Genomic DNA, 23,229 nt, shown 5'->3' with positions numbered 1-23,229 from the left:
CAAGGGCAACCATCCGCCAGACGAAGCGATCTGAAACAAACTCATGACGTAGCGCCCACGAGCCGGCGCGCGAAGCGCGGGCATAAGGTATGCTGAAGCCGAGCCATCGTCGCTCGCCGAACTGCCAACGCTTAAGGAGGTCGCCATGGCCGCGAAAAGCCATCGGGCGCTGAAAATCACCAGCATCGTCATCGGCGCCATCGTCGCCGTCGCGCTTATCGCGGTGGTCGCCCTGAACATTTATATGCGCGTCGCTTTCGCTCCCTTCTTCGACCGCGCGGAATCCCCCTTCGACATCCCGGGCATCAACACCGGCTTCGTCCCCCAGGACCTCGACCACGTGGAAGCCGACGACTCGTGGCTGTTCAGCGGGTACATGGCCGACCACTCCCCCTCGCCGCTCTACCGCCGCGCCGCCGACGGCACCATCGCGAAGTTCTTCGTCGCCCTGCCCGACGGCTCGGCCTACGACGGCCACGGCTCGGCCATCACCACCAACGAGCAGTACGCCTATCTGGCCTGCGAGGAGGGCTACCTCGTCATCCCCATGGATAGCCTGCTGTTCGCCGAGGACGGCGCCTGCGTGCAAGCCGCCGAGAAAGTGGACGTCGACTTCTCCCCTGCCTTCATGAACATCGAGCAGGGACAGCTCATGCTCGGGAACTTCTACCACCCGAATGACTACGAGGCCCCCGAGGCCCACCACATCACCACGCCCGACGGCACCGAGAACCCCGCCGTCATGTACGCCTTCGCCGCCGATCCCACCCGTCCAGGCCGCTTCGCCACGGTGCCCGACAACGTGTTCTCCATCCCCGGCATGGTCCAGGGCACCTGCACGACCGACGACGGGCGCATCGTGCTGTCGGTCTCCTACGGCATCGCCCCTTCGCACCTGCTCGCCTACAACGTGAACCTCGCCGCGCCCGACGGCACCTTCACCACCGGTTCCGGCGACGAGGTGGAGCTGTTCTGCCTCGATTCCCGCAACCTGACGGAAGATCTGGTCGGACCGCCCATGCAAGAGGGCATCGAATCCCATGACGGGCGCGTCTACACTACCGACGAGTCGGCTTCCAACAAGTACATCTTCGGCAAGCTCTGCGGCGCCGGCCGCGTGTACGCCGTGCAGCTGTAGAGCCGCTACCCAATGGTCACGAGGCGATTTTGGAAGGCGACAGAGACCGTCGTGGGAAGGCCGCGCTCGGCGATGACGGCCTCGAAGGTGTCGCGCGGGAGCCGGTAGGTATTGTTCTCCTGGGAAACGTGCATGGCCGCCACCGCGCGCAAGTTTTCGTGAGCCAAGTTATCCAGGGCCTCGCGCGCCTGGTCGTTGGACAGATGCCCGCGCGCCGATGCGATGCGCTGCTTGATGACGTAGGGATAGGGGCCCATCTGAAGCATGCGCGCATCGTGGTTGCTCTCCAGAGCCAGCAGGTGCACGCCGGAAAGCGCCTCCCAGGCCGCATCGGTCACGACACCGGTGTCGGTCATGTAGCCGAGGGAGTCGCAACCGCTTCCGCGCTCTTCGAACCGAAACCCGTAGGAATCGGCCGCATCGTGGGAAGTGCGGAAGGGACGCACGGCCAGGCCGGCCAAATCGAGCCGATCGCCTCCGTCGAAGGGCTCGAACGCGGCGCCGACGCTGGCCACAGCCTCGCGCAGAGGCGCGGAGGCCGCGAACACCGCCTCGCTGGCGCACACCGCAGGATGCGCCCCCGCCTTCGCCAGCCCGCGCAGGACCACGCCGAGCCCCTTCGTATGGTCGCCATGGTCGTGGGTGATCACGACGGCCCGCAGCTTCTCCAAATTGAACCCGGCTTCCTCGGCCCGGGCGAAGAAGTCCCGCTTGCATATGCCGCAATCGACAAGTACCCCCTCGCCCGTCGCCGCATTCTCCACAATGGCGGCATTCCCGCCGCTGCCGCTGGCCAGTATATGCAGTCGAAGCATTAAGAATTTCTTTCATTTGAATTGCCATTGAAATGGAGAATAATTCTAAACATCCCCTTTATCCAGTTCAAGGACTCAGCCCAAAACGCCTTTTGCCCCAAACGCCCCGTCTTTAAAACCTAGCCTCAAATCAACGGTTTTACCTTAAACTTCGTCGATTTGCGGCTACCACCTCAACGCGAGTCGAAATTAAGGTGCCATCGACGCGACTTCATCGCCAAAAACCCATAACTGACTTGATTTTGTTCATATGCTCAAATTTTGCAGACATGACCTGTGCATTCCCGGAAGTTTCATTTGTCAAGATCACTCCAATTTCCCATCGACAATGTAGCAATAAGCTTTCCTCATTGACAACGACTCTTTTCGTCATGTTTAATGCACTTGCACAATTTGTGCGTCGCTGCTGATTCTTACCTTTGAAAGGGGTACCAATGAGCGATCCGAACGTGGTAGTGGCCCGCAACACCGACAAGGCGCCCGTGAGCGACCTGTATTCCCAGACGGTGGCGTTCTCCCACTACAACAACCTCTCCGCCCAGCTGCCCATCGACCCGGCGACGGGTGCCATCGTGGCGGGCGGCGCCGCCGAGCAGGCCGAGCAGTGCTTCAAGAACCTGCAGGCTATCGTGGAGAGCATCGGCCACGACATGAACGACATCATCCGCGTGTCCATCTTTTTGGCCGACATCATGGATCTGAACGCGGTGGAGAAGGTGCAGGCCTCCTTCTTCCCCACCTACCAGCCCGCCCGCACCGTGGCGGCCATCGACGCCCTGCCCCAGGGCGCACTCGTGTTCATCGAGGCGCTTGTCGATAACGGCGAGGGAACCCAGTCGGTCCCGCAGGCCGGCGACCTGGTGAAGCTCACCAACAACACCCACGCCGCCCCCTACGACGCCGGCTCCACCCAGACCGTGGCGTTCTCCCACTACAACAACATCACCATGCAGCTGCCGCTCGATCCCGGCACGGGCCGTCCCATCCTGGGCGACGTGGCCGCGCAGACCGCGCAGTGCCTCGCGAACGTGAAGGCCATCCTCACCTCCGTGGACGTGCCCTTCGACGACATCGTGAAGGTGACCATCTTCGTGAAGAACCTGGCCGATGCGAGCGTGGTGGACGACGTGTACAAGACGTTCTTCCCCGATTCCGGCATCGCGCGCGCCGTGAACTACCTGCCGGCCCGCACCGTGGTGCCGGTGAAGGATCTGCCCTACCACTGCGACGTGGCCGTCGAGGCCGTGGTCTCCCATGGCGACGGCACCCCGCCCCAGGCCATCGAGGATCGTCACGGCCTCATCATCGAGGCGTGCAACACCGACGCCGCTCCGAAGTGCCCGCTTGCCACCCAGTCCGTGGCCTTCTCGCACTACAACAACATCTCCGCCCAGCTGCCGCTCAATCTGTCCGGCAAGCTCATCGACGGCACCGTCGCCGAGCAGACCGCCCAGTGCCTCGCCTATGTGAAGGCCATCGTCGAGTCGGTCGACCACGCGGTGGAAGACATCGTGAAGGTGAATGTGTACCTGGCCGACATCGCCGATCTTGCCGCCATGAACGAGGCCTACGCCGCCTTCTTCGGCGACCACAAGCCGGCCCGCAAGGTCGTGGGATGCGGTGAGCTGCCCTTCGGCGCCCGCGTCATGATCGACGCCATCGCCGGCAACTGGGAGGGCACCCCGCCGGTGGCCTAAGAGCGCACCTCTTCGAACCGTCGATGCAAGAACGCGCGGGCCGCTCGTGGCCCGCGCGTTTCTATTTCTCTGGAATGTACTCGGCCAGAAGCGCTACCAACTCGTGGATGTTCAGCGGCTTGGTAGTCAGCGCCGTCATGCCGGCGTCGCGGGCGCGGCGCTGGCCCTCCTCGAAGGCGTCGGCCGTCTCGGCGATGATGGGCAGCGTGGCGGCGTCTGGCCGATCCAGGGCGCGAATCTCACGCGTGGCCTCGTCGCCGTCCATGCGGGGCATGCGCATGTCCATGAGCACGGCATCGTAGTAGAACGGCTCCACGGAGGCCACCTTGCGCACGGCCGCATCGCCGTCGCGCGCCTCTTCGGGCTTAAAGCCGTAGTCCTTCAGAATCTCCACCAGAATCTCGCGGGACAGATCGTCGTCGTCCACCACGAGCACCTTGCAGCCGGTAAAATCGCGCTGGCACCGCTCGGCCGCCGCCGCTTTCTCGCGGGCCTCGGCCAGCTCGTCGGCGTCGGCCACGCGCAGCGGCAGCGTGATGGCGAACGTCGAGCCGCGGCCCACGACGCTTTCCACCGCTATCTCGCCGCCCATAAGGTCGACGAGGCTCTTGGTGATGGTCATGCCCAGCCCCGTGCCCTCGGTCTTGTTGGCGTACCCGAGGCCATCGCGCTCGAAGGGCAGAAAGATGCGATCGAGGAACTCCGGCGTCATGCCGCAGCCGGTGTCGCTCACGGTCAAGCGATAAGCGCCGAAGCCGCGGGGCGCGTCGGAAAGCTCAGTGAGCGCCACGGTGACAAGCCCCCCGGAGGGCGTGAACTTCACCGCGTTGCCCACGGTGTTCACGAGGATCTGGTTCAGGCGCAAGGGATCGGTGACCACTTGGGGATGGGCCACGTTGTCCACATCGATCGTCAGATCGACGCCGCTGGCCGCCGCCTTCTCGCCGAACATGCCCTGCACCTCGATCACGGCATCCGGCAGGCTGACGATGTCCTCGTTGAAGGACATCTTGCCGCTCTCGATGCGGCTCACATCCAAAATGTCGTTCACCAGGCTCAGCAAGTGATCGCTGGACAGCATGATCTTGCGCAGGCAATCGCGCACACGATCGGTGTCGTTCAGGTGGTCCAGCGCGATGGACGCGAAGCCCGAGATGGAGTTCATGGGCGTGCGGAAGTCGTGGGACATGTTGGTGAGGAAGGTCGATTTCGCCTGGCTCGCATGCTCGGCCAAATCGAGCGCGTTCTGCAGCGCCACCTTCTGGCGCAGCTGCTCGCGCATCTCGCCGGTGACGTTGCGGGCCGCTAAAATGACCTTCGAATCGCGCTGGGGCAGGCGGATGATGCGCAGCTCCACGTACTGCTCCTCGTCGCCGAACAGGCGCCGATAGCCCACGGAGAAGTCGGTCTCCCCCGCTTCCAGGCGGCGCCACAAGGCCTCGCCGCCGATTTCCGCTCGCACCCGGGCACGGTCCTCGGCCACCACGAAGGTGTCGATGTAGCGCTCCATGGCGGCGGGATAGTCGCCCTCTTCCGCGCTGGCCAGGGCGAATTCCGCCGTCATCTCCTCGCCGCGCCGGTACACCTCGAGTTCCTGAGTTTCCAAATCGACCAGGTACAGCGCGAAGTTCTCCGCTCCCAGGCTGTCGATGATGTCGATGTACTGCTCGCTGCGCTCCTCGGCCAGCTTCGTGCGTGTGAAATCCTCCAGAAAGCCGAAGGCGAATCGCTCGGAGCGGTCGGTGTGATCGAGGCTCATGCGCAGCCACCGTCCGTTGGGAAGGCGTCCCTCCTGGTAGAAGGCCTCGCGTCGCTCGAGGAAGGCCTTCATCTTCTGACGCACCTCTTCGCTTAAGGTGCTGCCGAAGGTGAGGTCGATGAACTCGGTCAGGCTGATATAGTTGCTGTCCACGCCGCTTTGCTCGCGGGCCTGCTCCGTCAGAAGCATCTGACGGTAGCGCATATCGTAGAAGAACAGGCCGGCGGCCGCCTTCTCCATGGAGCGCTGGGCGGGCAGAATCCAGTCCGTCACGTCGTGGATGGTGAATCCGCACAGCCCCTCGGAAATGGGGAACACCTCGGCGCGGAAGAACTGCTGGAGCATCTCGGAAGGCGCCTCGAACTCCGAGGCGCGGCCCTCGTAGGCCGCCTCGTAGAAGTGGTCGAGCCAGATGGGATCGCCGCCCCACAGGGCGTAGGCCTCCTCGCCGAGCAGGTCCTCCGCCACATGCCCGGTCAGAGAGGCCGCCGCGGCGTTGATATAGCGATAGGCGAAATCATAGGGACGCCCCCGATCGTCAAGCAGCACTTCGGCGACACCGAAAGGCAGCGTGCTGCAGCCAAATGTCGTCTCCCAGGCTCTCAACAGTTCATCCACGGCAAAACTCCCCTTGACAGGTTTGTTGAAAAAATCCCATACGTTGCACTATTACAGTGTACCACTTTCTGAGCCAAAAGGTCATTTTATAGGAAATCTTACCCGTATAAAGATGGTTTCGCAAAATTCCCTTTCTTTGGTCACGTGCACAAAAAGGCCCTCCGCAACTGGCGAAGGACCTTACGATGGTCGTTATTGACAGACGTTTCAGCAGGTTGTCTAAGCCTCTGGCTCGGCTGCCTGGTTCTCGTCGCGCTGAACCTCGCTGGCCGCAGGCGGAATCTCGCCGCGCTTGAAGCGCATGACGTCGCCGTCCTGCTGCATCACGAGCTCCTCGCCTTCGAGCGTCGCCTCAGCCGAGCTGCCGTCGAAGGTGAGTTCCACCGTGGTGGCGTCCTTGGCGGTCCAGGAGCCGTCCATGTTGGTGCCCAGCACGCTGAGCACGGCAGAACCGCCCTCGTTCAATTGCAGGTAAACGGAAAGTCCCATCTCCTGGGCCTGGGCCAGCGTCTCCTCGGTGGCCTCCTGGCCATCGACGGTGCCACTCGTCAAAATCCAATCCCCCTGGAAGTTCGCGGCATCGTTGCCCGCCGGCGCACCGGCACATCCTGCCAGCGCCACGCACAGCGCGAAGGCGCATGCTGCCGCCCCGATGATCTTCGCCTTAAGCTTCATTCCCGCTCCTTTGATCGCATTCTTCGACGCCCATCGCGTCCCTTGCAGCCAGCGCGGTCATCTTATACGTAAGCGGCAGCATCAGCAATACTCATCTCCCATACGTTGGGCAACTGAGAAGAAGGGCTTTCACATCGCCCGCTTGTCTGCTATGGTGGCCCCAATCAGCGAAGAGCGCACCGAAGGAGACCTCATGGGAGACTACGCCAACCGGGTGTTCGCCGTCGTGCGGCGCATACCGCGCGGAAAGGTGGCCACCTACGGACAGGTGGCACGGCTCATCGGCGCCCCGCGCACGGCGCGCTACGTCGGTTATGCCCTGCACGCCAACCCAGAGCCCGGCACCGATCCGGGCTGCATCCCCTGCCATCGGGTCGTATTCAAGGACGGACGCATGGCCACCGGTTTCGCGTTCGGAGGCCCCGACGAGCAGCGAGGCATGCTCGCCGCCGAGGGGATCGCCTTCGACGAAGAGGGCCGCGTGCTCATGGAAGAGTTCCAGTGGGACGGCCGTCCGGAAAGCGCCGCACCCGGCGAGAACGACATGCCCACCGCGCCGCCCCCGGACTTCGACTGGGAAGCCGAACTGGCCGAGCACCCGCTGCACCATTGCGAGACCTGCGCCGCGCCGCGCCCCGACTGCAAAAAGGAACGCCACGCCTAGGTTCCCATTCGTTCCGAGGCGGGCGCCGGTGCGCACATTCGCCATTTGGCAACGGGTCTCCCCTGGCTCGATGACCGTTTCCTGACAAAAGGTGCCACCGTGCCCGGCGCGGATTACCATGGGTCTTCGGAACCGCCGACTCCTTCGCCTTCCCGAAAGAACCGACGGCATCCTGTCGCACATCCCAACGCATCAAGGAGGCGTCATCATGGAAGATAAAGAGTTGCTCGAGAAGATCATCGCGAAGCAGAGCGTCATCATTCCGGCCATGGAAAAGACCGGCGAGACGAAGGACATCCCCGAGAAGTTGCGCCACGCCATGGCCGCGGCCGAGGAATGGGCCGACGTCATCGAGAAGAAAGAGGGCCGCGACAAGGAAGCCCGTCGCTGGCCAGTGAAGCAGTTCGCCGAAGAGGCCCACGAGCACATCGCCCTGTTCGATCACGAGACGCGCCAGCAGATCCAAGAGTACTGCGAGCTGGTGGCCCGCCTCCCCTACGATGACGACGCCCCGCTCGGGGTGTAGGGCGCATCTGCAAGAACTCCATCAAGCTGCCTTAACCCTGCACCTTCTCGGCGCGCTGGGCTTGCATCCAGTCGGCGAGCTCGGCCATGCCCTCGCCGGTGCGGGCGCTCGTGACGAAGATGTCGAGCGCGGGGTTCAGGAGGCGCGCCTGCTCTTTCAGGCGATCCATGTCGAAGTCCTCGTTCAAGGGCAGGTAATCGCATTTCGTGACGATGAGCGCGTCCACGGCGGCGAACATGGGCGGGTACTTCATGACCTTGTCCCAGCCCTCGGGCACCGACAGCAGCATGACGCGGGTGTGGGCGCCGGTGTCGAAGTCGGCCGGGCACACGAGGTTGCCGATGTTCTCAAGGAACAGGTAGTCGAAGCGATCGCCGTCGAAGGCCTCGAAGGCCATGGTGACCATGCCCATCTCCACATGGCACACCCCGCGGGTGTTCAGCTCCACGGAGGCGACGCCGGCCTCCTTGATCTTGAGGGCATCCACGTCGGATTCCAGGTCGGCCTCGATGACGCCGAGGGCCTCGACGCCCCGGGCACGCAGCTCGCGGATGAGCGCGAGCAAAAGCGTCGTCTTGCCGGCGCCCGGGCTCGCCATGACGTCCACGAAGAACGTGCCCTCCTGGGCGCGCGCCGCGCGGAAGGCGTCGGCCGCCTCGTCGTTGGCCGCCAGGATGTTCTTCTTCACTTCGATGACGCGCGTCTGATCCATGATGCCTCCTTCGCCGGCGCCGAGCCCTGCCGCCCGGCGCCTTCCAAATACTGTTCAGTTCCATAGTAACGGGCGCAGCGCCCTTTGGGCAATGCAGAAAGGGAATCGGCTATGCGGATTGCCGAATGCGCATCGCCGCGTTCGCGCATGGGCAAGCAAGCGCGCGGATTACCTGGAAAACCATGGATATCGCAGCCGATGGAGCGCTTCGGGACGATCGGCATTGCGTTTTTGAGAGCGCGACGGGTTGCCCGCCGGCGCCGCTTCCTGTAGCCTTGTGCCTGAAAGGAGCGCGGGGCGAGCCTTTCCCCGAAGCCTTCCCTTTAAGACACTCGCCTCCCCTGCCGTGAACGAACTTGCCATCCTGGATGCCATCCAGCCCATCCACACACCCTGGCTCGACGCCCTTGTTGCCGCCTATACGAGCACGAGCGACGTCGGCCAGATTTGGATCCTGCTCGGCATCGTGCTCGCCATCATTCCAAAGACGCGCAAGCTGGGCGCGGCCGTCCTCGTCGCCGTTCTCATCGGCGCCATTGTCACGAGCGGCATTCTAAAGCCCCTGATCATGCGCCCGCGACCGTGCGACGTGAACCCGCTCGTGCCCATGATCGTCGATCGGCCCCACGGCTCGTCGTTTCCCTCCGGGCACGCTACCGCCGCCTTCGCCGCGTTCGGGGCGCTGCTTTTCTCGAAGGGGCCCAAACCTCTTGTCATCGTCGTCGGCATCGGCGCGGTGCTCATGGCGCTCACGCGGCTGTACTGCTACGTGCACTACCCCACCGATGTGCTGGCGGGGACCGTCGTCGGGCTGCTCGCGGGATTCGCCGCCGCCAAAATCGTCGAAGCGGCAAGCCGCAAACTTCAGGAACGGCGATCGCAATCGCACACTTAGGCGCCGACGCGCGAAACGGGCACGCGAGGAATCACCTTGAGACCGAAGCCCCTATCCCTCTCGCACCTTCCCGGTCACGGGGCAGGTGATATACCCGTCGCGATGAAAGTAGTGCACGAGGAAGCCCACGCCGGCAAGCGCGAGCGCGATGCCGAGACCGGTGTAGAAGAAGGCGATGAACCAACCCGGCACCAGATGGAAGGAGCGCAGGGCGATGCCGCCGCCCATCATGACGGCCATAATGAGGTAGCCGCGCACATCGAAGAACTTCAGCACGTGCATCTTCTCCTCGCCGTAGCTGCGGATGCGGGCGGCATGCTTGCCCACCAGCTTGGAGAACATCATGTGGAAGACGACGAAGGTGGCGGGGATGCCGATGAGCAGAAGCCACGGGTTGCCGTTGCCGGCCGCGATGGCCTCGATGCCCATGCGGGCGACTTGGCTTCCAGCGATGAGCCACACGGCCGCCGCGATGAGCAGCAGGTACTTCGAGCGAACTTTGAACATGGCGAGTTTTCCTTTGGCTGAATGCCGCTGCGACGCGCTCGTCTCTTTTCGGCGCGGGCACCGCGCGGCCACTAGTTTTTCCTGGGCACCATAGCACCCGCGCCCGCCCACTTCCATAAGGCACATGGTCTCGACAGCAAAATTTCAACTTGCGGAAACCTTATAGGGGCCACACGCATCCGCGTCAGTCGAAATGCGATGCGGGGCAGCAGTTCGGCCCGATCCCCGCGTATTCTGCGATGGCCAATTCTGGCAAGTTCTAGACGAGCGGCTCGATGTAGGCGATCGGCGCGACCACGACGCGGCCGCAGTGCGCAGGGCCATCTCCGGCGGTAAGACCCGGCTTCGGCACGATCATCGTGGCGGTGAGGTCGGCGCGCACGACATCTTTCGCCGCGCGGCCCATCTGGGCCGAAAGCCCGCTCGGCACGTCGGCGGCCACCACGAACGTGCCTCGGTCGCGGGCAGCGTTGAGAGCGCGGATCCAGCCGTCGAAGGGCGCCTTCACCGTCTCGTGGGCGAACCCAGTGCCCAAAAGGGCATCGATGGCGAGCGAGGCGCCGTTAAGCAGGGCCGACACCTCCGCGTCCGTCGGCGCGAGAACCACCTGGCTGTGCGCGCTCAGGGACGCCGTCGCCCGCAGGGCGGCCGCGCGAGCCGGCTCGGCCGTAAGCGCCGCGGGCTCCACCGCTGTCACGAGACAGACGGGAATGCCCCAGCGGTCCAGGTACTCCCCGGCCACCCAGCCGTCGCCGCCGTTGTTGCCGCTGCCGCAGAGGATGACTATTTCCTTCGCGCCTTCCATCCCTTCCAGCGCCTTACACGCCTCGAAGGCGAGGAAGCGGCCGGCGCGGCGCATGAGCGCGTCGAGCGGCGTGCCCGCCTCCGCGATGGCCCGCTCGAGCGCCACCACCTGGGACACCTCAAGCACGGGAGGCTTAAAGGGGGTCGTCGCATCGGCTACGGGACGATAGGCTTCCACAAGCCGCGGCAGAGACCAGGCCGCGTTGGCCGGGCTCGGCGAGGGCAGCACCTCGGCGGCCAAGCCACTGGCAGCCTCGCATAGCTTCGCGTAGTAGCGCCCCGCCGCCGCACCCGTGCAGAACACCCGGCGCACCGGCGCCTTTTCCAAAACGCGCGACAGATCGTTGGGGTGGGGGTTGGCGATGGAGGCGTCCGAGGCGCCCCGGATGTCGCAGCTTTCCAGCACGTCCCACAGCGCGATGTGATGGCGCAGCAGCAGATCGGCGCGCTCGGCGTTGTCCTCGGGCACCGGCTCGTCGAACAGCGCAGCGAGCACGCGCCAGAACCGGTTCTGCGGATGCCCGTAGAAAAACGCCGCCTCGCGCGATTTCGGCGAGGGCATCGTGCCCAGCACGAGCACCTCCGAGCGCTCGTCAAACACCGGCGGAATACCGTGCTCGATGTGCTGCAGCGGCTGGGCGCAATCTTTCATGGCAGCCTCCCTTTGCTCCTCGCGCGATGGCCCCGGCGGGACGCGAACGGCCGCTTGCGCCCGACTCCTTAGGTGAGCAGAAACGACGCCGCGATGAATCCCGCGATCACCAGAGCGAAGCCTACCACAAAAGCCCACGCTGCGGGGCGCCCCAAATTGATCGTCCAGCCGATACCGAAGCGCTCAGGCAGAAACAGCGCCGGGTCGTCGGGGTTCACGTAGAAGATGCCACCCTTCCAATACCGGTCGTTGTCGCGCGGCATGGCGCCGCCGCGCCCGTCGGCGCTCACCCGGGCGAGCAGGCGGCTGCCGTTCTGGCCGTACACGAGACTCACCGCGGTGCTCGCCACCAGTATGACCGCCACCACGACCCCGATGGGCACGAGAGCCTGGGCCATGGAAAGCACGCCGAGAAACGTCAGCTGGATAACGGGCCCCAGCAAGCTCACGAGCAGACCCATGCCGACGAGCATCACGCTCTGAGCGCGGGCGAACATGCCGTAGGCCCAGGCGCTCGCCGCCGGCATGGCGGGGTCGCTGCCCTTTTTCGATCGCAGAATCACCCAATGGGCCACGGTGAGGCATACGGCGATGAACAGCACGAACAGTACGGGGAACGCGACGACGCCCGGCGACTTGCCGGCCCACTCGTTCACTTTCCCCGCCAAATCCATGTGCAGGGGCACCTTGTCGGGCATGGCGGGATAGCCCACGATGCCCATGGCCAGCGTAATGAGGATCACGGGCACGTACAGCAGATCCCAGGCGAGGGACAAAGGCTTCGGGAAGGGCTCGTCGCCGATAAATCCCGCGCTGCGGCGCCCCTCGGCCACCCAGCCCTGAGCCTTTTTGTAGCGCTGCACCTTCGCGCGGAAATACAGCATGAGGGCGTAGCCGCCCACGCACAGGACGAGGGCGGCCACGACCAGCGTCGCGACGAAGGCGTGCTCGGGATCGAGCGCAAGGGCTGCCGCGCACGCAATCGTTGCCGCCGCCGCAAGCGCCAGCATGATCGCAAGATAGGTGCGTTTCAGGCGGCGCAGATAAGGATCGCGCGCCACATCGTCGGGCACCGTGACGGCAAAGCACTCGCGCTTCGGCATGAGGTAGGGCGTGAGCGCCATGAGCACGCCCATGAGGGGAACGACGAGGGTCAAAAGCCCGAGAAGAGGAATTACGGGAGACGTCACGCTCATTGGGGCACCACCGCCTCGCCCGCGGCTGCAGCCGCACCTGCCACCGACGACGTGCCTGCACCCGCGGCCGCCACCGACGACCCACCGGCAGCCTTCTTCTTCCGCGTCGGGCGCGGGGCGGGCTCGGCATCTTCCATCACCCCGTAGGCGCGTGCGGCCTGGGCAGCGGCCGCTTCCAGAAACTGGCCGCGCGCGCCGCCCCGGGCTCGGAAGGCCAAGGCCAGCTTGAAGAGGTCGTCCTCCATCTTCACTTGGGCCGATGCGTCGGCGTCGGCGCGATCGGCGGCAGCTGGATCGGCGATCACCGCCCCGGCGCGACCGCGCATGCGCACGTAGCCCTCGTCGCGCAGCACCGCGTAGGCCTTGTTCACCGTGTGCAGGTTGATGCCCAAGTCACTCGCTAGGGAGCGCACTGAGGGCAGCGACTGGCCCGGCTCCAGCTGGCCGGTGGCGATGCCGGCCACAATCTGGTTGCGTATCTGCAGGTAGAGCGGCTCGGCGGCCGCGGCGTCGACGGCGATGAGCATGGGGGCGTCCTTTCCGAGCGGCCCGTAGCGGCGCGCTACGGGCCATTGACTTCTTGTTCTACTCGGAGTATAACATAAACTGTTCTAGTTGTCATAGAACAAAATACGGGCGATCGGCTTCTCGTCGCCCCGCGAAAGCCGCCGCGGCCACCCGAAGCCCTGCCCGCTCGTTCCCGACGAAAGGACTCCGCTATGAAACGCGCCCTTGTCTTTCTCGCCATCACCTTCGGCATCACCTACGCCTACGACTTTCTCGTGGTGTACCCCATCGCCCAAGGCACCGCCCCCTACGCGAGCGAGTTCCTCTCGCCCGACCTCGCCTACATGGTCTCCGTGGCGCTCACCATGCTCTTCCCCGCCCTGGGCGTGGTGCTCACGCGCCTCGTGACGCGCGAGGGATTCCAAATGTGCGCCTGGTGCACCGTGCTCGCCATCTTCCTCAGCTACGTGACCATCCGCACCGGCTCCACGTTTGCCGCGGCCATCGGGCACGGGGCCGCGAACGGCACGACTAACGGCGTGACGCTGTTCTCGCTTTCGGGCGGCAACCCCTTCGTGGGGCCCTTGTGCACGGGCATCGTGGGCGGCCTGCCGCTTCTGGCCGTGGCCGCGATCATGCTGTGGGACATGCGCCGCCGCGAGAAAGCCGGAACGCTGCACATCCCCGAAGCCGGCCTTCCCGACGGGATGCACCGGAACCGCCGCTGAAGGGCGCCCGTCGGCCGGACTGCCCGATGGCCCACACCCGGACCACCGCGAAAGAGACGGCCATCGCTCCACCCTCCTTCCCCGATGGCGTATACTGGGCGCGCGACAGACTGGGAAAGGAGAGCGAGCAATGACGGAGCTTCTATGCGTGGGAGCGGGCGGCGCGCTGGGCGCCATGGGACGCTACGGCCTGGGGCTCATCCCGCTGGGAAGCGAGCTGCCGCTCATGACGCTGCTCATCAACTTCCTGGGGTCGGTGGCCATAGGGGCCATCGTGGAGACCTCCGAGCTGGCCGCCGGCGCCCTTTCCCGCGAGGCGGTGCTGTTTTTGAAGGTGGGCCTATGCGGCGGGTTCACGACGTTCTCCACCTTCTCGCTGGAGACCCTCGGGCTCATCGAGGGCGGCCAATACGCCATCGCCGGCGCCTACGCCCTGGTCAGCGTCGTTTTGTGCGTCGCCGGCGTGCTGGTCGGAAAGGTGCTCGCTCGCGCGCTCATGCCGACAGGCTAGACGCCAGAAGAGCCGCGTCGGGGGCCTTGGCTAAGACTGCTAAAAATTCTAAAGGCTCTAAAACTGGTAAAGGAGCATTCGCTTCTACTATCCCCGCTTGCAAATAGTCTAGGGGTTCGCTAGAATTTGGGCGCGCCGGCATTCCCCCTTCAGCGTCGTGCAGCGGGTCGGGGGCCAAGTCCTATGCACCGGGTGGGTCGAGAGTGGCGCACGACCCATCGCCAGCGAGAAAGGTGCATCATGGGCGTGATCAAAGCCGTATGCACGAGCGATATCAAGGGAATCCAGAAAACCGAGCAAGCCGTCATCGAGCTTAGGCCCAACTGGGGCATCGAGGGCGACGCCCACGCTGCGCCGTGGCACCGCCAGGTGAGCCTTCTGCCCTACGAGCAGATCGAGGCATTCAAGAACCGCGGCGCCGAAGTGGGCCATGGGGCGTTCGGCGAGAACATCATCGTCGAGGGCTTCGACCTGAAAAGCCTCCCCATCGGCACGCGCTTCGTCTGCAACGACGTGGTGCTGGAACTGACCCAAATCGGCAAGCAGTGCCACGCCCACTGCGCCATCTACCACCAGATGGGCGACTGTATCATGCCCCGCGAGGGCGTCTTCTGCAAAGTGATCGCCGGCGGCACCATCGCCCCCGGCGACCTTATCGAGATCGCATAGCAGGTCGCGAAGAGGCAGACAGCGGGGACGCGCAGAATCTAACGTCCCCGTAACTGGCCAAGCAACTCTGCCAGTTTTTCAATAATTGGCAAGGCAACTTGACCAGTTTTGTGAAGGTTAAACTGCGCGGCTACTCGGCGTAGGGGGTAACGAACTCGTCGATGGCCTCTTCCGAGACGCCTGCTTCGAAGCGGCGGCCGGACCGCCGCTTTCCGCATCGTTTTCCCTATTGTCGCGGGCACTCTCGTCAAAAGCAACTGCGTGTTCGTCATGGCCCATAAAAGATAGGCATACGAGCACTCACTCACGTTCTCGGTCGACGAACCACCTCGAAATTGCAGCAAATCACCGGTTATGAGCGTCTGGGGGCGCTAACCGAATACGGATTTGAAAGAGCCGTATCACATACAGTCTGTTGACCTGGAGTTTTGCCAAGGGCCTTTCGCGCTGAACTCCTTCGCGCGAGAACCAGACGCTCATAACCGTCAATCTCATGCAAAAACAGGGGGATTCAACGACCGGCAGAAACTTCTTCGCTCTCGCAATTGTGCCTTGACTTTGAGCTTACTCGAAGGTTTAGGGTAACGAGAAAGCAAGTGCGTAAAACTTGAAGGCGCGCAATGAGCAGTAGCGTCGGAAACACCCCAAAAGAATCGAGGAACCTCATGCCCAAAGTAGTACAGACCGCCGGCCGCGATGCGCTCGGCACCTTCGCGCCTCAGTTCGCCGCCTTGAACGACGATGTGCTGTTCGGGGAGGTGTGGAGCAGCGACGAGCTTACCCTGAAGATGCGCTCCATCCTCACCGTGACCACGCTGGTGGCCAAGGGAATGGCCGACGGCTCGTTCGAGCACCACGTGGCCAACGCCAAGAAGAACGGCGTCACGGCCCGCGAGATGGCCGCCATCCTCACTCATGTGGCCTTCTACGCCGGCTGGCCCAACGCCTGGGCTGCCTTCCGCGTGGCGCTGAAGGTGTACGCCGCAGACCCGCTGGACTTTGAAAACCCCGAGGGTCACGGCGGCCTGTTCGGCCTCGGCGCGCCCAACGACGCCTACGCGCAGTACTTCACGGGTCAGTCCTACCTGAACCCGTTGACCGATTCGGAAAAGACCCAGTTCATCGCCAACGTCACCTTCGAGCCAGGCTGCCGCAACAACTGGCACATCCACCACGCGGCCGAAGGCGGCGGCCAGATCCTGCTCGTCACCGACGGCGAGGGCTGGTACCAAGAATGGGGCGAGCCTGCCCGCAAGATCGTCGCCGGAGACGTGGTGTATATCCCAGCCAACGTGAAGCACTGGCACGGTGCCACCGCCGACCGTTGGATGAGCCACGTGGCCTTCGAGGCCCCGGGCACCGATTGCGCAAACGAGTGGTGCGAGCCCGTCACCGACGAGGAGTACGCCGCCCTTTCGTAACAGCACGCACGAGTGGCCGCCCAAGTGTCTCGCAAATCGCTGGCACCCTAAACGGCTCGGCTCCGACGCCATCGAAGTAGGAGCCGAGCCGTTCCGCATACTTGCATCGCATTCAAGCATGCGTCAAATATCGAGTTATAAGCGACTCGCCGCCTCTCGGTCAACGAACCGTTCGGAAAACGCATGAGATCTTGAGTTATAAGCGTCTTAGGAGACAGATCCTTCAGTGACCCGGAATAGTCTCGATGCGCGCGAAGCTTTGACCAGGCGTTTTCCAAAAACTTCTTCCGAAGACCGAACGCAACGCAGAGTTCAGACGCTTATAACTCGAGATCTCGTGCAAAAAAGGCCTCCCTCGAGAGCAAAGCCCTTCCCGGGTGGCTCGGGGCTACTGCTCATCCCGGTAACGGCGCTCTTTGTTTGTGCGACGTTGGGGTACACTACGGGCACTGTCCTGTTTCGAGAAAGAGCGTCCCTTGCGTATCTCCGCCACCACTCCTGCTGCCTTCCTACGCGAGCACGCCGTGCTTGTGGTGGCGGCGATGGCGGCTGCGGCTTCCGCCCTGGCGGTGCCGCCCGACGAGGCCTATCTGGGGTATTTCGATTGGAAGACCCTTGGATGCCTGTTCTGCGTGCTGGCCGTGGCAAGCGCACTGCGGCTCATGGGCGCTTTCGACCGGGCGGCCCGCGCCGTCATCGCACGGTTTCGCAGTCCTAGGCCCCTCGCGCTGGCCCTCGTGCTCACGACGGCCGGGCTTTCATGCGTGGCAACCAACGACATGGCCCTTATCATGATGCTGCCACTTTCGGCAGCCACCCTTATGGGCGCAAACCTCCCCCGTCTCGTGGCGCCCGTGTTCGTTCTGCAAAGTCTGGCTGCGAACCTCTGCGGGATGATCGTCCCCTTCGGCAACCCGCAGAACCTGTATCTCTATTCCTACTACGGGCTCGACCTCGGCGATTTCCTGGCCGCTATGGCACTGCCCTTCGCGCTGTCGACCGCCGGCATCGTCGCCTGCACCTGGTGGCTGTGCGGTCAGTCGAACGGCAGCTGTGGCCGAGACGATACGCGCAGTCTCGCCGTGCCGATGCCGCTCAGCCGACGGCGCCTGGCAATCTACGGAGCGCTTGTCGCCCTCACTTTGCTGGCCGTATTCCGCATCGTGCCCGTCGCCGCCGCCGTCGCCGTCGTAGCCGCCGCGCTCGCCGCCCTCGACCGGCGCGCCTTGGCCGCCGTGGACTGGGGCCTACTCGCCACCTTCGCCTGCTTCTTCGTGTTCGCGGGCAACCTGGCGCGCGTGCCAGAGGTGTCCGCATGGCTCTCGCCCCTCATGGCCGATCACGGCCTGCTCGTGAGCGCCGGCTTAAGCCAGATCATCAGCAACGTGCCCGCCGCTGTGCTGCTCTCCCACTTCACGGGCGCATGGCAGCCCCTGCTCGTCGGCGTGAACATCGGAGGCGCCGGCACCCTTGTTGGCTCACTTGCGAGCCTCATCACGCTGCAGCACTTCACCAGCGTGCGCAAAATCTTCCCCCGAGCGACCGCGTTGCCCGAGCTATCCACTGGTCGCTTCCTCGCCCTGTTCAGCGTGCTGAACTTTGGTTTCCTGGCCATTCTCTTGATTGCTTGCGGGACGGCGTCTTCCTTCTAGAAAAATATTTCGATTTCGAAAGATTTTTCTAGAATTACTAATTCCGTGATAATATTTCGCAATCGAAAGATTTTTTGGAGGAGCCTATGTTCAGCATTACCGTTGCCGAAGCCAGCGCAAAGCTCGGCGTGAGCCCCGCCCGTGTTCGCCAGCTCATCAAAAGCGGCGTGTTAGCCGCCGAACAAGTTGCGGGCATTTGGCTCATAGACGAAAAGAGCGTCGAGGCACGCCGCGAGCACAACCCCGGTCGCGGCCGACCAAGCGCGCGCCTGAGCCAGCCAAACATCTCCCGTTACCTGCTCATGAACCGCGACCATGAGGTGCTCGCTTTCCGTTTCGACGCCTCGACGGGAGAATTTCTCGATGCCGATGAGATCATCGACGCCAAACGCGCTCCCCTTTCCATCATGTCCCCGCGGGGAACAAAAGCCTCGAAAACCGCACTTTCCTACTGGTGGTGTCATCGTGCCATTCCGAAGGCGCGCCACGGCATCGAAGCGAAGCTGGTCGAGCTCGGCGTTGCCGACACCTATGATCTCCCCTTCAAAAGTATGGGGCTCTCCCTTTCCGACCAGTACTGGATCAAGCCCTATGGAAGCGAGATTCGCTGGAGCGACGTCAACTACTTCGAGAACGATTTCTCCGAAGCGCCGGTCGAAGAATGGATGGCCGACGTGGGCCTCGACTCCCCCGACAACACCTCCGACGGCGTTCTTTCCAAACGCTGGGTGTGCCGCAATGGCGAGCGATGCTTGCTCAAGGGAGGTACGCTGCTCGATCAGGAACCCTACAACGAGGTTATCGCCACGGAGCTTTTCTCGCGCCTGCTGTCTGACGGAGACTACGTTCCCTACACGCTGATCGAATGGGGCGGCGCGCCGGTCAGCTCGTGCCCGAACTTCGTCGGCCCCACCGAGGAGTTCATCCCCGCCTACTACGTGAACGAGGTTCTCCCTCAGGTCCCCCACCGCGACAGCTACCGTCATTACGTGGAATGCTGCGCCGCGCTGGGCGTGGAGGACATCGAAACAGCCCTCGGAAAGATGATCCTCTGCGACGACATCATGGCCAACACCGATCGTCACTGGCGCAACTTCGGTCTCATCCGCGATGTGGAAACCCTCGAGTACCGCGCTGCCCCGTTGTTCGACACCGGCTCGAGCCTCTGGTGCCGCGTGCCCACGCGAGAGCTGGCTTACACGCCCTTCGTGGTGAATATGCGTCCCTTCTACGAAGACGCCGACCGGCAGCTGCGTCTCATAGGCGACACCTCTTGGCTCGATCTGGACAAACTCGCGGGATTCCCCGAATGGGCCAGCGATTTTCTCGACGAGAACCCTTCAATGTACGGCCGCACCGATTTCATCTACGAAGGGTTGCAGAAGCGCATCGATTTCTTGCATCTGCTGTTCGGCTAGAAGCAACACACGACCAAGCACCGCCCTGCCCATCGCGCCCAGAAAACGCCCACAAAGACATCTCCGTAAAGGCATCGAAAGAAGAGGCAACTCCGAGCCTTCTACTTCCTTGCCGCCTCGGTAGCTAAATCGATAAGTTCCTCTTTCGAGTGAATGCCGAGTTTTCCATAGATGTGCCTGATATGCGTTGCCACCGTGTTCTTGGAGATGAACAGCTTCTCGCGGATATAGGGACGACTGTAACCACGGGCTAGGAGAAAGGCAATTTCCGTCTCGCGATCAGACAGGCCGAATTTCTTCTGCAGCAGTTCGCACCCCACCATGAGTGAGTGCTCAAGCGCATCCGAACCCGCCTCAGCCATCGGCCGCACTTCAATCGGTTCGCGCTGGGGCGCCACAATGCCAACGAGGGCCACGAGGCAGATGAGCGCCGACAGAAAGGCAACCTCAGAAGACGCCGCGGCGGGACCAGCGCATGCGCTCCCCGCAAGGTTGCCAAAAAGCACACCCAGCTGCACGGAGCCATTGAGAAGCCCCACGCCCAAGGCCACAGGCGCCTTTCCTTGCTTGGCAAGAGTGATCGCAAACAAATACACCAGCACCTGAATGAGCGAATCAAGAGTATCCCCGATGGCGTTGGAGACAAATCCGGCCCACAGACCGGAAGACCCATGCAGTACAAGCGTTATGATCACGCACGGAACCGCCCAGCGGAACAACCCCGTGAAACTCACCCTTCTCGAAAAGAATACGATGGCAATGCCCAAAGCTACGCTGGCAAGGCTGGAAATGAGCATGGAGACATCAAGATCGATGAGCGCATGCATACTGTCGCGGACATCGGCCAAAGCGGCCTGCCACCCGATGGCGAGATACAGCACCACGAGAACAACCGCGACGCGTCCAAGATAGAAGCCCCACGATTCTGCAATTCCGAAGCGTCGGGATAGAGACGCGCCGGCACCCGACGAAGCTGAAGCGGCGCCCGACGCTTCAGCTTCCTTGAGGTAGGGCGACATCCCCCCAACGCCTGACGCCGCCTCTTCGACGCCGCACCGTTTAGCCCCCTCACGCAAGCAAAGGAGAAGCAAGACGCCGGACATCAGCGGCAGCGACGCCGTCGCCACTACGCCCACAACCCCCTCCAGCAGAGGGTATACCACAACGCACGGCACGATAACTAGCGACGAGAGAGGCACTACCGCTTCCAGCTCCTCCACATCCAGCACCATGAGCGCACGGGCCCACAGCAGACTGAGCAACGCATAGCCCACGCCTGTCATGGCCCCTCCCAGCCACGCAAGCCCCAATGCAAATGCGCCCAGAGCCGAAACAATGGTTCCCGCCGCCAAAAGCAGCGCTGCCGCTATGGAAAATCTTCGCAAGCAGTGGCCCCCGAGCGGTCTTCGACTCAGCAACAAGCCACCGACGAGAAATCCGAGCACGACAGCTACCGCCGAGAGGAGCCATGATTCATCGGAGTTGATGGACTGACCGCTTCGGTAGGGAAACACCGCTGACGTTGCATAGGTGCAATACAACCACGCCCAGACAAACCCAATGCCCATATAGCGCAACTTGAGCGCCGCCTCAACACGGCGCATCGAGTCGAATACGCTGTCCTTGGTTATTGCCTTTCCCATCGATTTCTCCCCGAGCCTCTCACGTTATCGCACCCGCACTCCACAGGAGCTCCTCCTCAAAAGAGAAGTATAGCAACTCGCCTCCCTCAGGTTCAGAAAACCCCTGGTAGCGGTATCACCTCAGAGAGGTGATTTCTCGAATAACCGCGCGCAAGCGATGGCCTCTATCGCGCAGTTCCTCCATGATGACGCATTGCGTCGGCCAATCACACCGCTCGTCGACGCAAGAGAGATCCACGATACAGGAGGGACTATGAGCAAAGAATCGATGAAGATGAACCGCCGCGACTTCCTCGGCCTTGGCGCCGTGGCCGCCGTGGGGGCCATGGGCTTGGCAGGATGCGCGCCCCAGACTTCGGCCGAGAAAGACCTCAGCGCAACCGGCGACGCAGCCGCGACGCCCGAAGCCGCAGCGGTCGCGGAAGACTGGCTTGGCGCAGAGCCCGAAATCGCCGAGAGCGACATCGTCGAAACCCTCGACACCGACTTCCTCATCATTGGCGCCGGCACGGCTGGCCTTGCCGCTGCTGGCGCGGCGGCCGATTTGGGCCTCAACTTCATTGTCTGCGATAAGAGCAACCAGGTTCCCGAGACCCGCGAGTACCTCGGCGGCGTAGACACCGCTTACGCCAAGGCCAACAACGTGACCATCGACCGGCCGAAGCTCTTGAACGAGCTGACGCGCTACGCCTCCGGCAAGTGCAACCAGAAGCTCATCAAGCGTTGGATCGACGATTCGGCCGAATACATTGATTGGGTGACCGAGGTAATGAAAGACGCCGGCAAAGAGGTCATGCTGGACATGCCGCCCGAGCACGCCACTGGCGGTACCGACTACTATGTGCCCTATGTGCAGCACCTGTGGGAGCCCTCTTACGTCCCGCCCACGCGCAACGACGTCATCGCCGAGCGCTTGTCCGGCCAAGGTCACGACATTCTGTTCGAGCATAAGATGGTGAAGCTTGTTCACGCCGATGGCAAGGTGACGGGCGCTATCTTCGAAACCAAAGACGGTATGAAGCAGATCAATGCTAAAAACACCCTGCTCGCCACGGGCGGCTACGCGGCCAACCCCGTGATGATGACCGCCCTGCAGCCCTCCGCTGTAGCCTGCTGCACCGCCTCCAGCTTCAATCCCACTTGCACAGGCGACGGCATCAAGGCGGGGCTGTGGGCCGGAGCCTCTAAAGACAAGGACGCCGCCCCCATGGTCTTCGACCGTGGGGCCGTGGCTCCTGGCGTGGATGCCGGCTACGAGGGCGAAGGCGAAGGCGCCATGTTCCGTGGCAGCATCTTCCAAGAGAACATCGGCAGCCAGCCCTTCATGAAGGTGAATCGCCGCGGTCAACGCTTCGCCAACGAGTCTACCCCCTACGATTTCATCTGCTTCGCCGCCACCTACCAGCCCGGCGGGGTGTGGTGCCAGGTCTACGACAGCAACATGATGGATGATATGCTGCGCTTCGAAACCGTCGGCTGCTCGCGCGTGGTGCCCTACATCGAGATGGGCATGACCTACGACGAGTACACTGCCGCTTCCCAAGAGGCCGGCATCCTCATGAAAGCCGACACCATTGAAGAGCTGGCCGACATGCTCGGCTTCACCGGCCAGGACAAGGATAACTTCCTCGCCGAGGTGGAGCGTTACAACGGCTTCTACGACAACCAGGTGGACGAGGACTTCGGCAAGGAGGCCTACCGCCTCTCCGCCATCCGCCAGCCCCCCTTCTACGGTTGCTGGTTCGGCGGCTCGCTGCTCACCACGATCGACGGTCTGCGCATTAACGAGAACTGCCAGGTGCTCGATCCGGAGCTGAACGTCATCGAGGGCCTGTATGCCGCTGGTGACGTATCCGGCAGCTTCTTCTCGGGTAACTATCCCGAGTATGTCGTAGGCGTGGCCTGCGGCCGCAGCTCCGTTGAGGGCCGTCACGTGGCGAAGCTGCTCTCCGGCGCCGCTCAATAGCAGCCTGCGAGCACGGGAAGGCTCATTCGTCCATTTCGCCTTCCCGTGAGCCCGCT

The 23,229-nt window shown here is 63.2% G+C and carries 21 protein-coding genes; 12 read left to right on the top strand and 9 right to left on the bottom strand.

All coding sequences use genetic code 11. The annotated features are described in order from the left end of the window. Positions 1-145 precede the first annotated feature (145 nt). Entirely contained in the window at positions 146-1,138 is a 993-nt protein-coding gene (locus NE591_RS08255; RefSeq protein WP_256156569.1) for a hypothetical protein, read from the top strand. A gap of 5 nt (positions 1,139-1,143) precedes the next feature. On the opposite strand, the gene NE591_RS08250 is transcribed toward NE591_RS08255, so the two are convergent. Beyond that, on the bottom strand, positions 1,144-1,953 hold the full coding sequence (locus NE591_RS08250; protein WP_173112075.1) for an MBL fold metallo-hydrolase: 810 nt from the start codon (positions 1,951-1,953) through the stop codon (positions 1,144-1,146). Between the two features lie 434 nt (positions 1,954-2,387). Between NE591_RS08250 and NE591_RS08245 the strand changes: the two genes are divergently transcribed. After that, on the top strand, positions 2,388-3,650 hold the full coding sequence (locus NE591_RS08245) for a RidA family protein (protein ID WP_256156568.1): 1,263 nt from the start codon (positions 2,388-2,390) through the stop codon (positions 3,648-3,650). A 61-nt stretch (positions 3,651-3,711) separates the two neighbouring features. On the opposite strand, the gene NE591_RS08240 is transcribed toward NE591_RS08245, so the two are convergent. Together NE591_RS08240 and NE591_RS08235 are read right to left on the bottom strand one after the other, a co-directional pair. Continuing rightward, the gene (locus tag NE591_RS08240) at positions 3,712-6,027 is read right to left on the bottom strand and encodes an ATP-binding protein (RefSeq protein WP_256156567.1); all 2,316 of its coding nucleotides are present in this window, start codon (positions 6,025-6,027) and stop codon (positions 3,712-3,714) included. 219 nt (positions 6,028-6,246) lie between these two features. Continuing rightward, on the bottom strand, positions 6,247-6,702 hold the full coding sequence (locus tag NE591_RS08235; RefSeq protein ID WP_114539543.1) for a hypothetical protein: 456 nt from the start codon (positions 6,700-6,702) through the stop codon (positions 6,247-6,249). A gap of 193 nt (positions 6,703-6,895) precedes the next feature. Between NE591_RS08235 and NE591_RS08230 the strand changes: the two genes are divergently transcribed. Both NE591_RS08230 and NE591_RS08225 read left to right on the top strand, forming a co-directional pair. Continuing rightward, positions 6,896-7,366 (top strand): MGMT family protein, encoded by a 471-nt coding sequence (locus NE591_RS08230; RefSeq protein ID WP_173112062.1) that lies wholly within the window; start codon positions 6,896-6,898, stop codon positions 7,364-7,366. A 208-nt stretch (positions 7,367-7,574) separates the two neighbouring features. Continuing rightward, complete coding sequence (locus NE591_RS08225; protein WP_114539541.1) at positions 7,575-7,892, top strand: hypothetical protein; 318 nt, start codon at positions 7,575-7,577, stop codon at positions 7,890-7,892. A gap of 31 nt (positions 7,893-7,923) precedes the next feature. Here NE591_RS08225 and hypB read toward each other — a convergent pair whose 3' ends face one another. Beyond that, positions 7,924-8,604 (bottom strand): hydrogenase nickel incorporation protein HypB, encoded by a 681-nt coding sequence (hypB, locus tag NE591_RS08220; protein ID WP_114539540.1) that lies wholly within the window; start codon positions 8,602-8,604, stop codon positions 7,924-7,926. 346 nt (positions 8,605-8,950) lie between these two features. Between hypB and NE591_RS08215 the strand changes: the two genes are divergently transcribed. Further along, complete coding sequence (locus tag NE591_RS08215) at positions 8,951-9,499, top strand: phosphatase PAP2 family protein (RefSeq protein WP_173112058.1); 549 nt, start codon at positions 8,951-8,953, stop codon at positions 9,497-9,499. A 51-nt stretch (positions 9,500-9,550) separates the two neighbouring features. Here NE591_RS08215 and NE591_RS08210 read toward each other — a convergent pair whose 3' ends face one another. From NE591_RS08210 to NE591_RS08195, 4 genes are all read right to left on the bottom strand, one after another. Further along, positions 9,551-10,006, bottom strand: coding sequence for a hypothetical protein (locus tag NE591_RS08210; protein ID WP_114539538.1), 456 nt, complete (start codon positions 10,004-10,006; stop codon positions 9,551-9,553). A gap of 259 nt (positions 10,007-10,265) precedes the next feature. Continuing rightward, positions 10,266-11,462, bottom strand: a complete 1,197-nt coding sequence (locus NE591_RS08205; protein WP_157012048.1) for a DNA-deoxyinosine glycosylase — start codon at positions 11,460-11,462, stop codon at positions 10,266-10,268. Positions 11,463-11,530: 68 nt separating this feature from the next. Next, on the bottom strand, positions 11,531-12,658 hold the full coding sequence (locus tag NE591_RS08200; protein WP_173112056.1) for a DUF1648 domain-containing protein: 1,128 nt from the start codon (positions 12,656-12,658) through the stop codon (positions 11,531-11,533). Beyond that, positions 12,655-13,185 (bottom strand): GntR family transcriptional regulator, encoded by a 531-nt coding sequence (locus NE591_RS08195; RefSeq protein ID WP_173112053.1) that lies wholly within the window; start codon positions 13,183-13,185, stop codon positions 12,655-12,657. Before NE591_RS08195 ends, NE591_RS08200 begins: the two co-directional genes overlap by 4 nt. Before the next feature lie 192 nt (positions 13,186-13,377). Here NE591_RS08195 and NE591_RS08190 point away from each other — a divergent pair, with 192 nt between their 5' ends. The 6 genes from NE591_RS08190 to NE591_RS08165 all read left to right on the top strand — a co-directional run bounded on the left by NE591_RS08190 (position 13,378) and on the right by NE591_RS08165 (position 19,564). Next, positions 13,378-13,893: a hypothetical protein gene (locus NE591_RS08190; protein ID WP_173112050.1), complete on the top strand. Its 516-nt coding sequence runs from the start codon at positions 13,378-13,380 to the stop codon at positions 13,891-13,893. Positions 13,894-14,023: 130 nt separating this feature from the next. After that, positions 14,024-14,404 (top strand): fluoride efflux transporter CrcB, encoded by a 381-nt coding sequence (crcB, locus tag NE591_RS08185; protein ID WP_173112047.1) that lies wholly within the window; start codon positions 14,024-14,026, stop codon positions 14,402-14,404. Between the two features lie 240 nt (positions 14,405-14,644). Next, a complete protein-coding gene (locus tag NE591_RS08180; protein ID WP_173112044.1) occupies positions 14,645-15,073 on the top strand; it encodes an MOSC domain-containing protein in 429 nt (142 codons plus the stop codon). Positions 15,074-15,738: 665 nt separating this feature from the next. Next, positions 15,739-16,494, top strand: coding sequence for a carboxymuconolactone decarboxylase family protein (locus NE591_RS08175; protein WP_114539532.1), 756 nt, complete (start codon positions 15,739-15,741; stop codon positions 16,492-16,494). Positions 16,495-16,970: 476 nt separating this feature from the next. Then, positions 16,971-18,146: an SLC13 family permease gene (locus tag NE591_RS08170; protein ID WP_231699583.1), complete on the top strand. Its 1,176-nt coding sequence runs from the start codon at positions 16,971-16,973 to the stop codon at positions 18,144-18,146. Positions 18,147-18,232: 86 nt separating this feature from the next. Further along, on the top strand, positions 18,233-19,564 hold the full coding sequence (locus tag NE591_RS08165; RefSeq protein WP_173112041.1) for a helix-turn-helix domain-containing protein: 1,332 nt from the start codon (positions 18,233-18,235) through the stop codon (positions 19,562-19,564). Positions 19,565-19,665: 101 nt separating this feature from the next. Here NE591_RS08165 and NE591_RS08160 read toward each other — a convergent pair whose 3' ends face one another. Further along, complete coding sequence (locus NE591_RS08160; protein ID WP_161128322.1) at positions 19,666-21,207, bottom strand: helix-turn-helix transcriptional regulator; 1,542 nt, start codon at positions 21,205-21,207, stop codon at positions 19,666-19,668. Between the two features lie 253 nt (positions 21,208-21,460). On the opposite strand from NE591_RS08160, the gene NE591_RS08155 reads away from it, so the two are divergent. After that, complete coding sequence (locus NE591_RS08155) at positions 21,461-23,173, top strand: FAD-binding protein (protein ID WP_256156566.1); 1,713 nt, start codon at positions 21,461-21,463, stop codon at positions 23,171-23,173. The last annotated feature ends 56 nt before the right edge of the window (positions 23,174-23,229 follow it).

Origin of the sequence: Adlercreutzia sp. DFI.6.23 (assembly GCF_024462535.1) — a bacterium.
GTDB lineage: Bacteria > Actinomycetota > Coriobacteriia > Coriobacteriales > Eggerthellaceae > Adlercreutzia > Adlercreutzia rubneri.
This window is presented reverse-complemented; position numbering and strand designations above follow the sequence as displayed.

Bases quoted from the DNA above. Each gene is read 5' to 3' on its own strand.
- NE591_RS08255 (WP_256156569.1), top strand. From the start codon at position 146: ATGGCCGCGAAAAGCCATCGGGCGCTGAAAATCACCAGCATCGTCATC.
- NE591_RS08250 (WP_173112075.1), bottom strand. From the start codon at position 1,953: ATGCTTCGACTGCATATACTGGCCAGCGGCAGCGGCGGGAATGCCGCC.
- NE591_RS08245 (WP_256156568.1), top strand. From the start codon at position 2,388: ATGAGCGATCCGAACGTGGTAGTGGCCCGCAACACCGACAAGGCGCCC.
- NE591_RS08235 (WP_114539543.1), bottom strand. From the start codon at position 6,702: ATGAAGCTTAAGGCGAAGATCATCGGGGCGGCAGCATGCGCCTTCGCG.
- NE591_RS08230 (WP_173112062.1), top strand. From the start codon at position 6,896: ATGGGAGACTACGCCAACCGGGTGTTCGCCGTCGTGCGGCGCATACCG.
- NE591_RS08225 (WP_114539541.1), top strand. From the start codon at position 7,575: ATGGAAGATAAAGAGTTGCTCGAGAAGATCATCGCGAAGCAGAGCGTC.
- hypB (WP_114539540.1), bottom strand. From the start codon at position 8,604: ATGGATCAGACGCGCGTCATCGAAGTGAAGAAGAACATCCTGGCGGCC.
- NE591_RS08210 (WP_114539538.1), bottom strand. From the start codon at position 10,006: ATGTTCAAAGTTCGCTCGAAGTACCTGCTGCTCATCGCGGCGGCCGTG.
- NE591_RS08205 (WP_157012048.1), bottom strand. From the start codon at position 11,462: ATGAAAGATTGCGCCCAGCCGCTGCAGCACATCGAGCACGGTATTCCG.
- NE591_RS08200 (WP_173112056.1), bottom strand. From the start codon at position 12,658: ATGAGCGTGACGTCTCCCGTAATTCCTCTTCTCGGGCTTTTGACCCTC.
- NE591_RS08195 (WP_173112053.1), bottom strand. From the start codon at position 13,185: ATGCTCATCGCCGTCGACGCCGCGGCCGCCGAGCCGCTCTACCTGCAG.
- NE591_RS08190 (WP_173112050.1), top strand. From the start codon at position 13,378: ATGAAACGCGCCCTTGTCTTTCTCGCCATCACCTTCGGCATCACCTAC.
- crcB (WP_173112047.1), top strand. From the start codon at position 14,024: ATGACGGAGCTTCTATGCGTGGGAGCGGGCGGCGCGCTGGGCGCCATG.
- NE591_RS08180 (WP_173112044.1), top strand. From the start codon at position 14,645: ATGGGCGTGATCAAAGCCGTATGCACGAGCGATATCAAGGGAATCCAG.
- NE591_RS08175 (WP_114539532.1), top strand. From the start codon at position 15,739: ATGCCCAAAGTAGTACAGACCGCCGGCCGCGATGCGCTCGGCACCTTC.
- NE591_RS08165 (WP_173112041.1), top strand. From the start codon at position 18,233: ATGTTCAGCATTACCGTTGCCGAAGCCAGCGCAAAGCTCGGCGTGAGC.
- NE591_RS08160 (WP_161128322.1), bottom strand. From the start codon at position 21,207: ATGGGAAAGGCAATAACCAAGGACAGCGTATTCGACTCGATGCGCCGT.
- NE591_RS08155 (WP_256156566.1), top strand. From the start codon at position 21,461: ATGAGCAAAGAATCGATGAAGATGAACCGCCGCGACTTCCTCGGCCTT.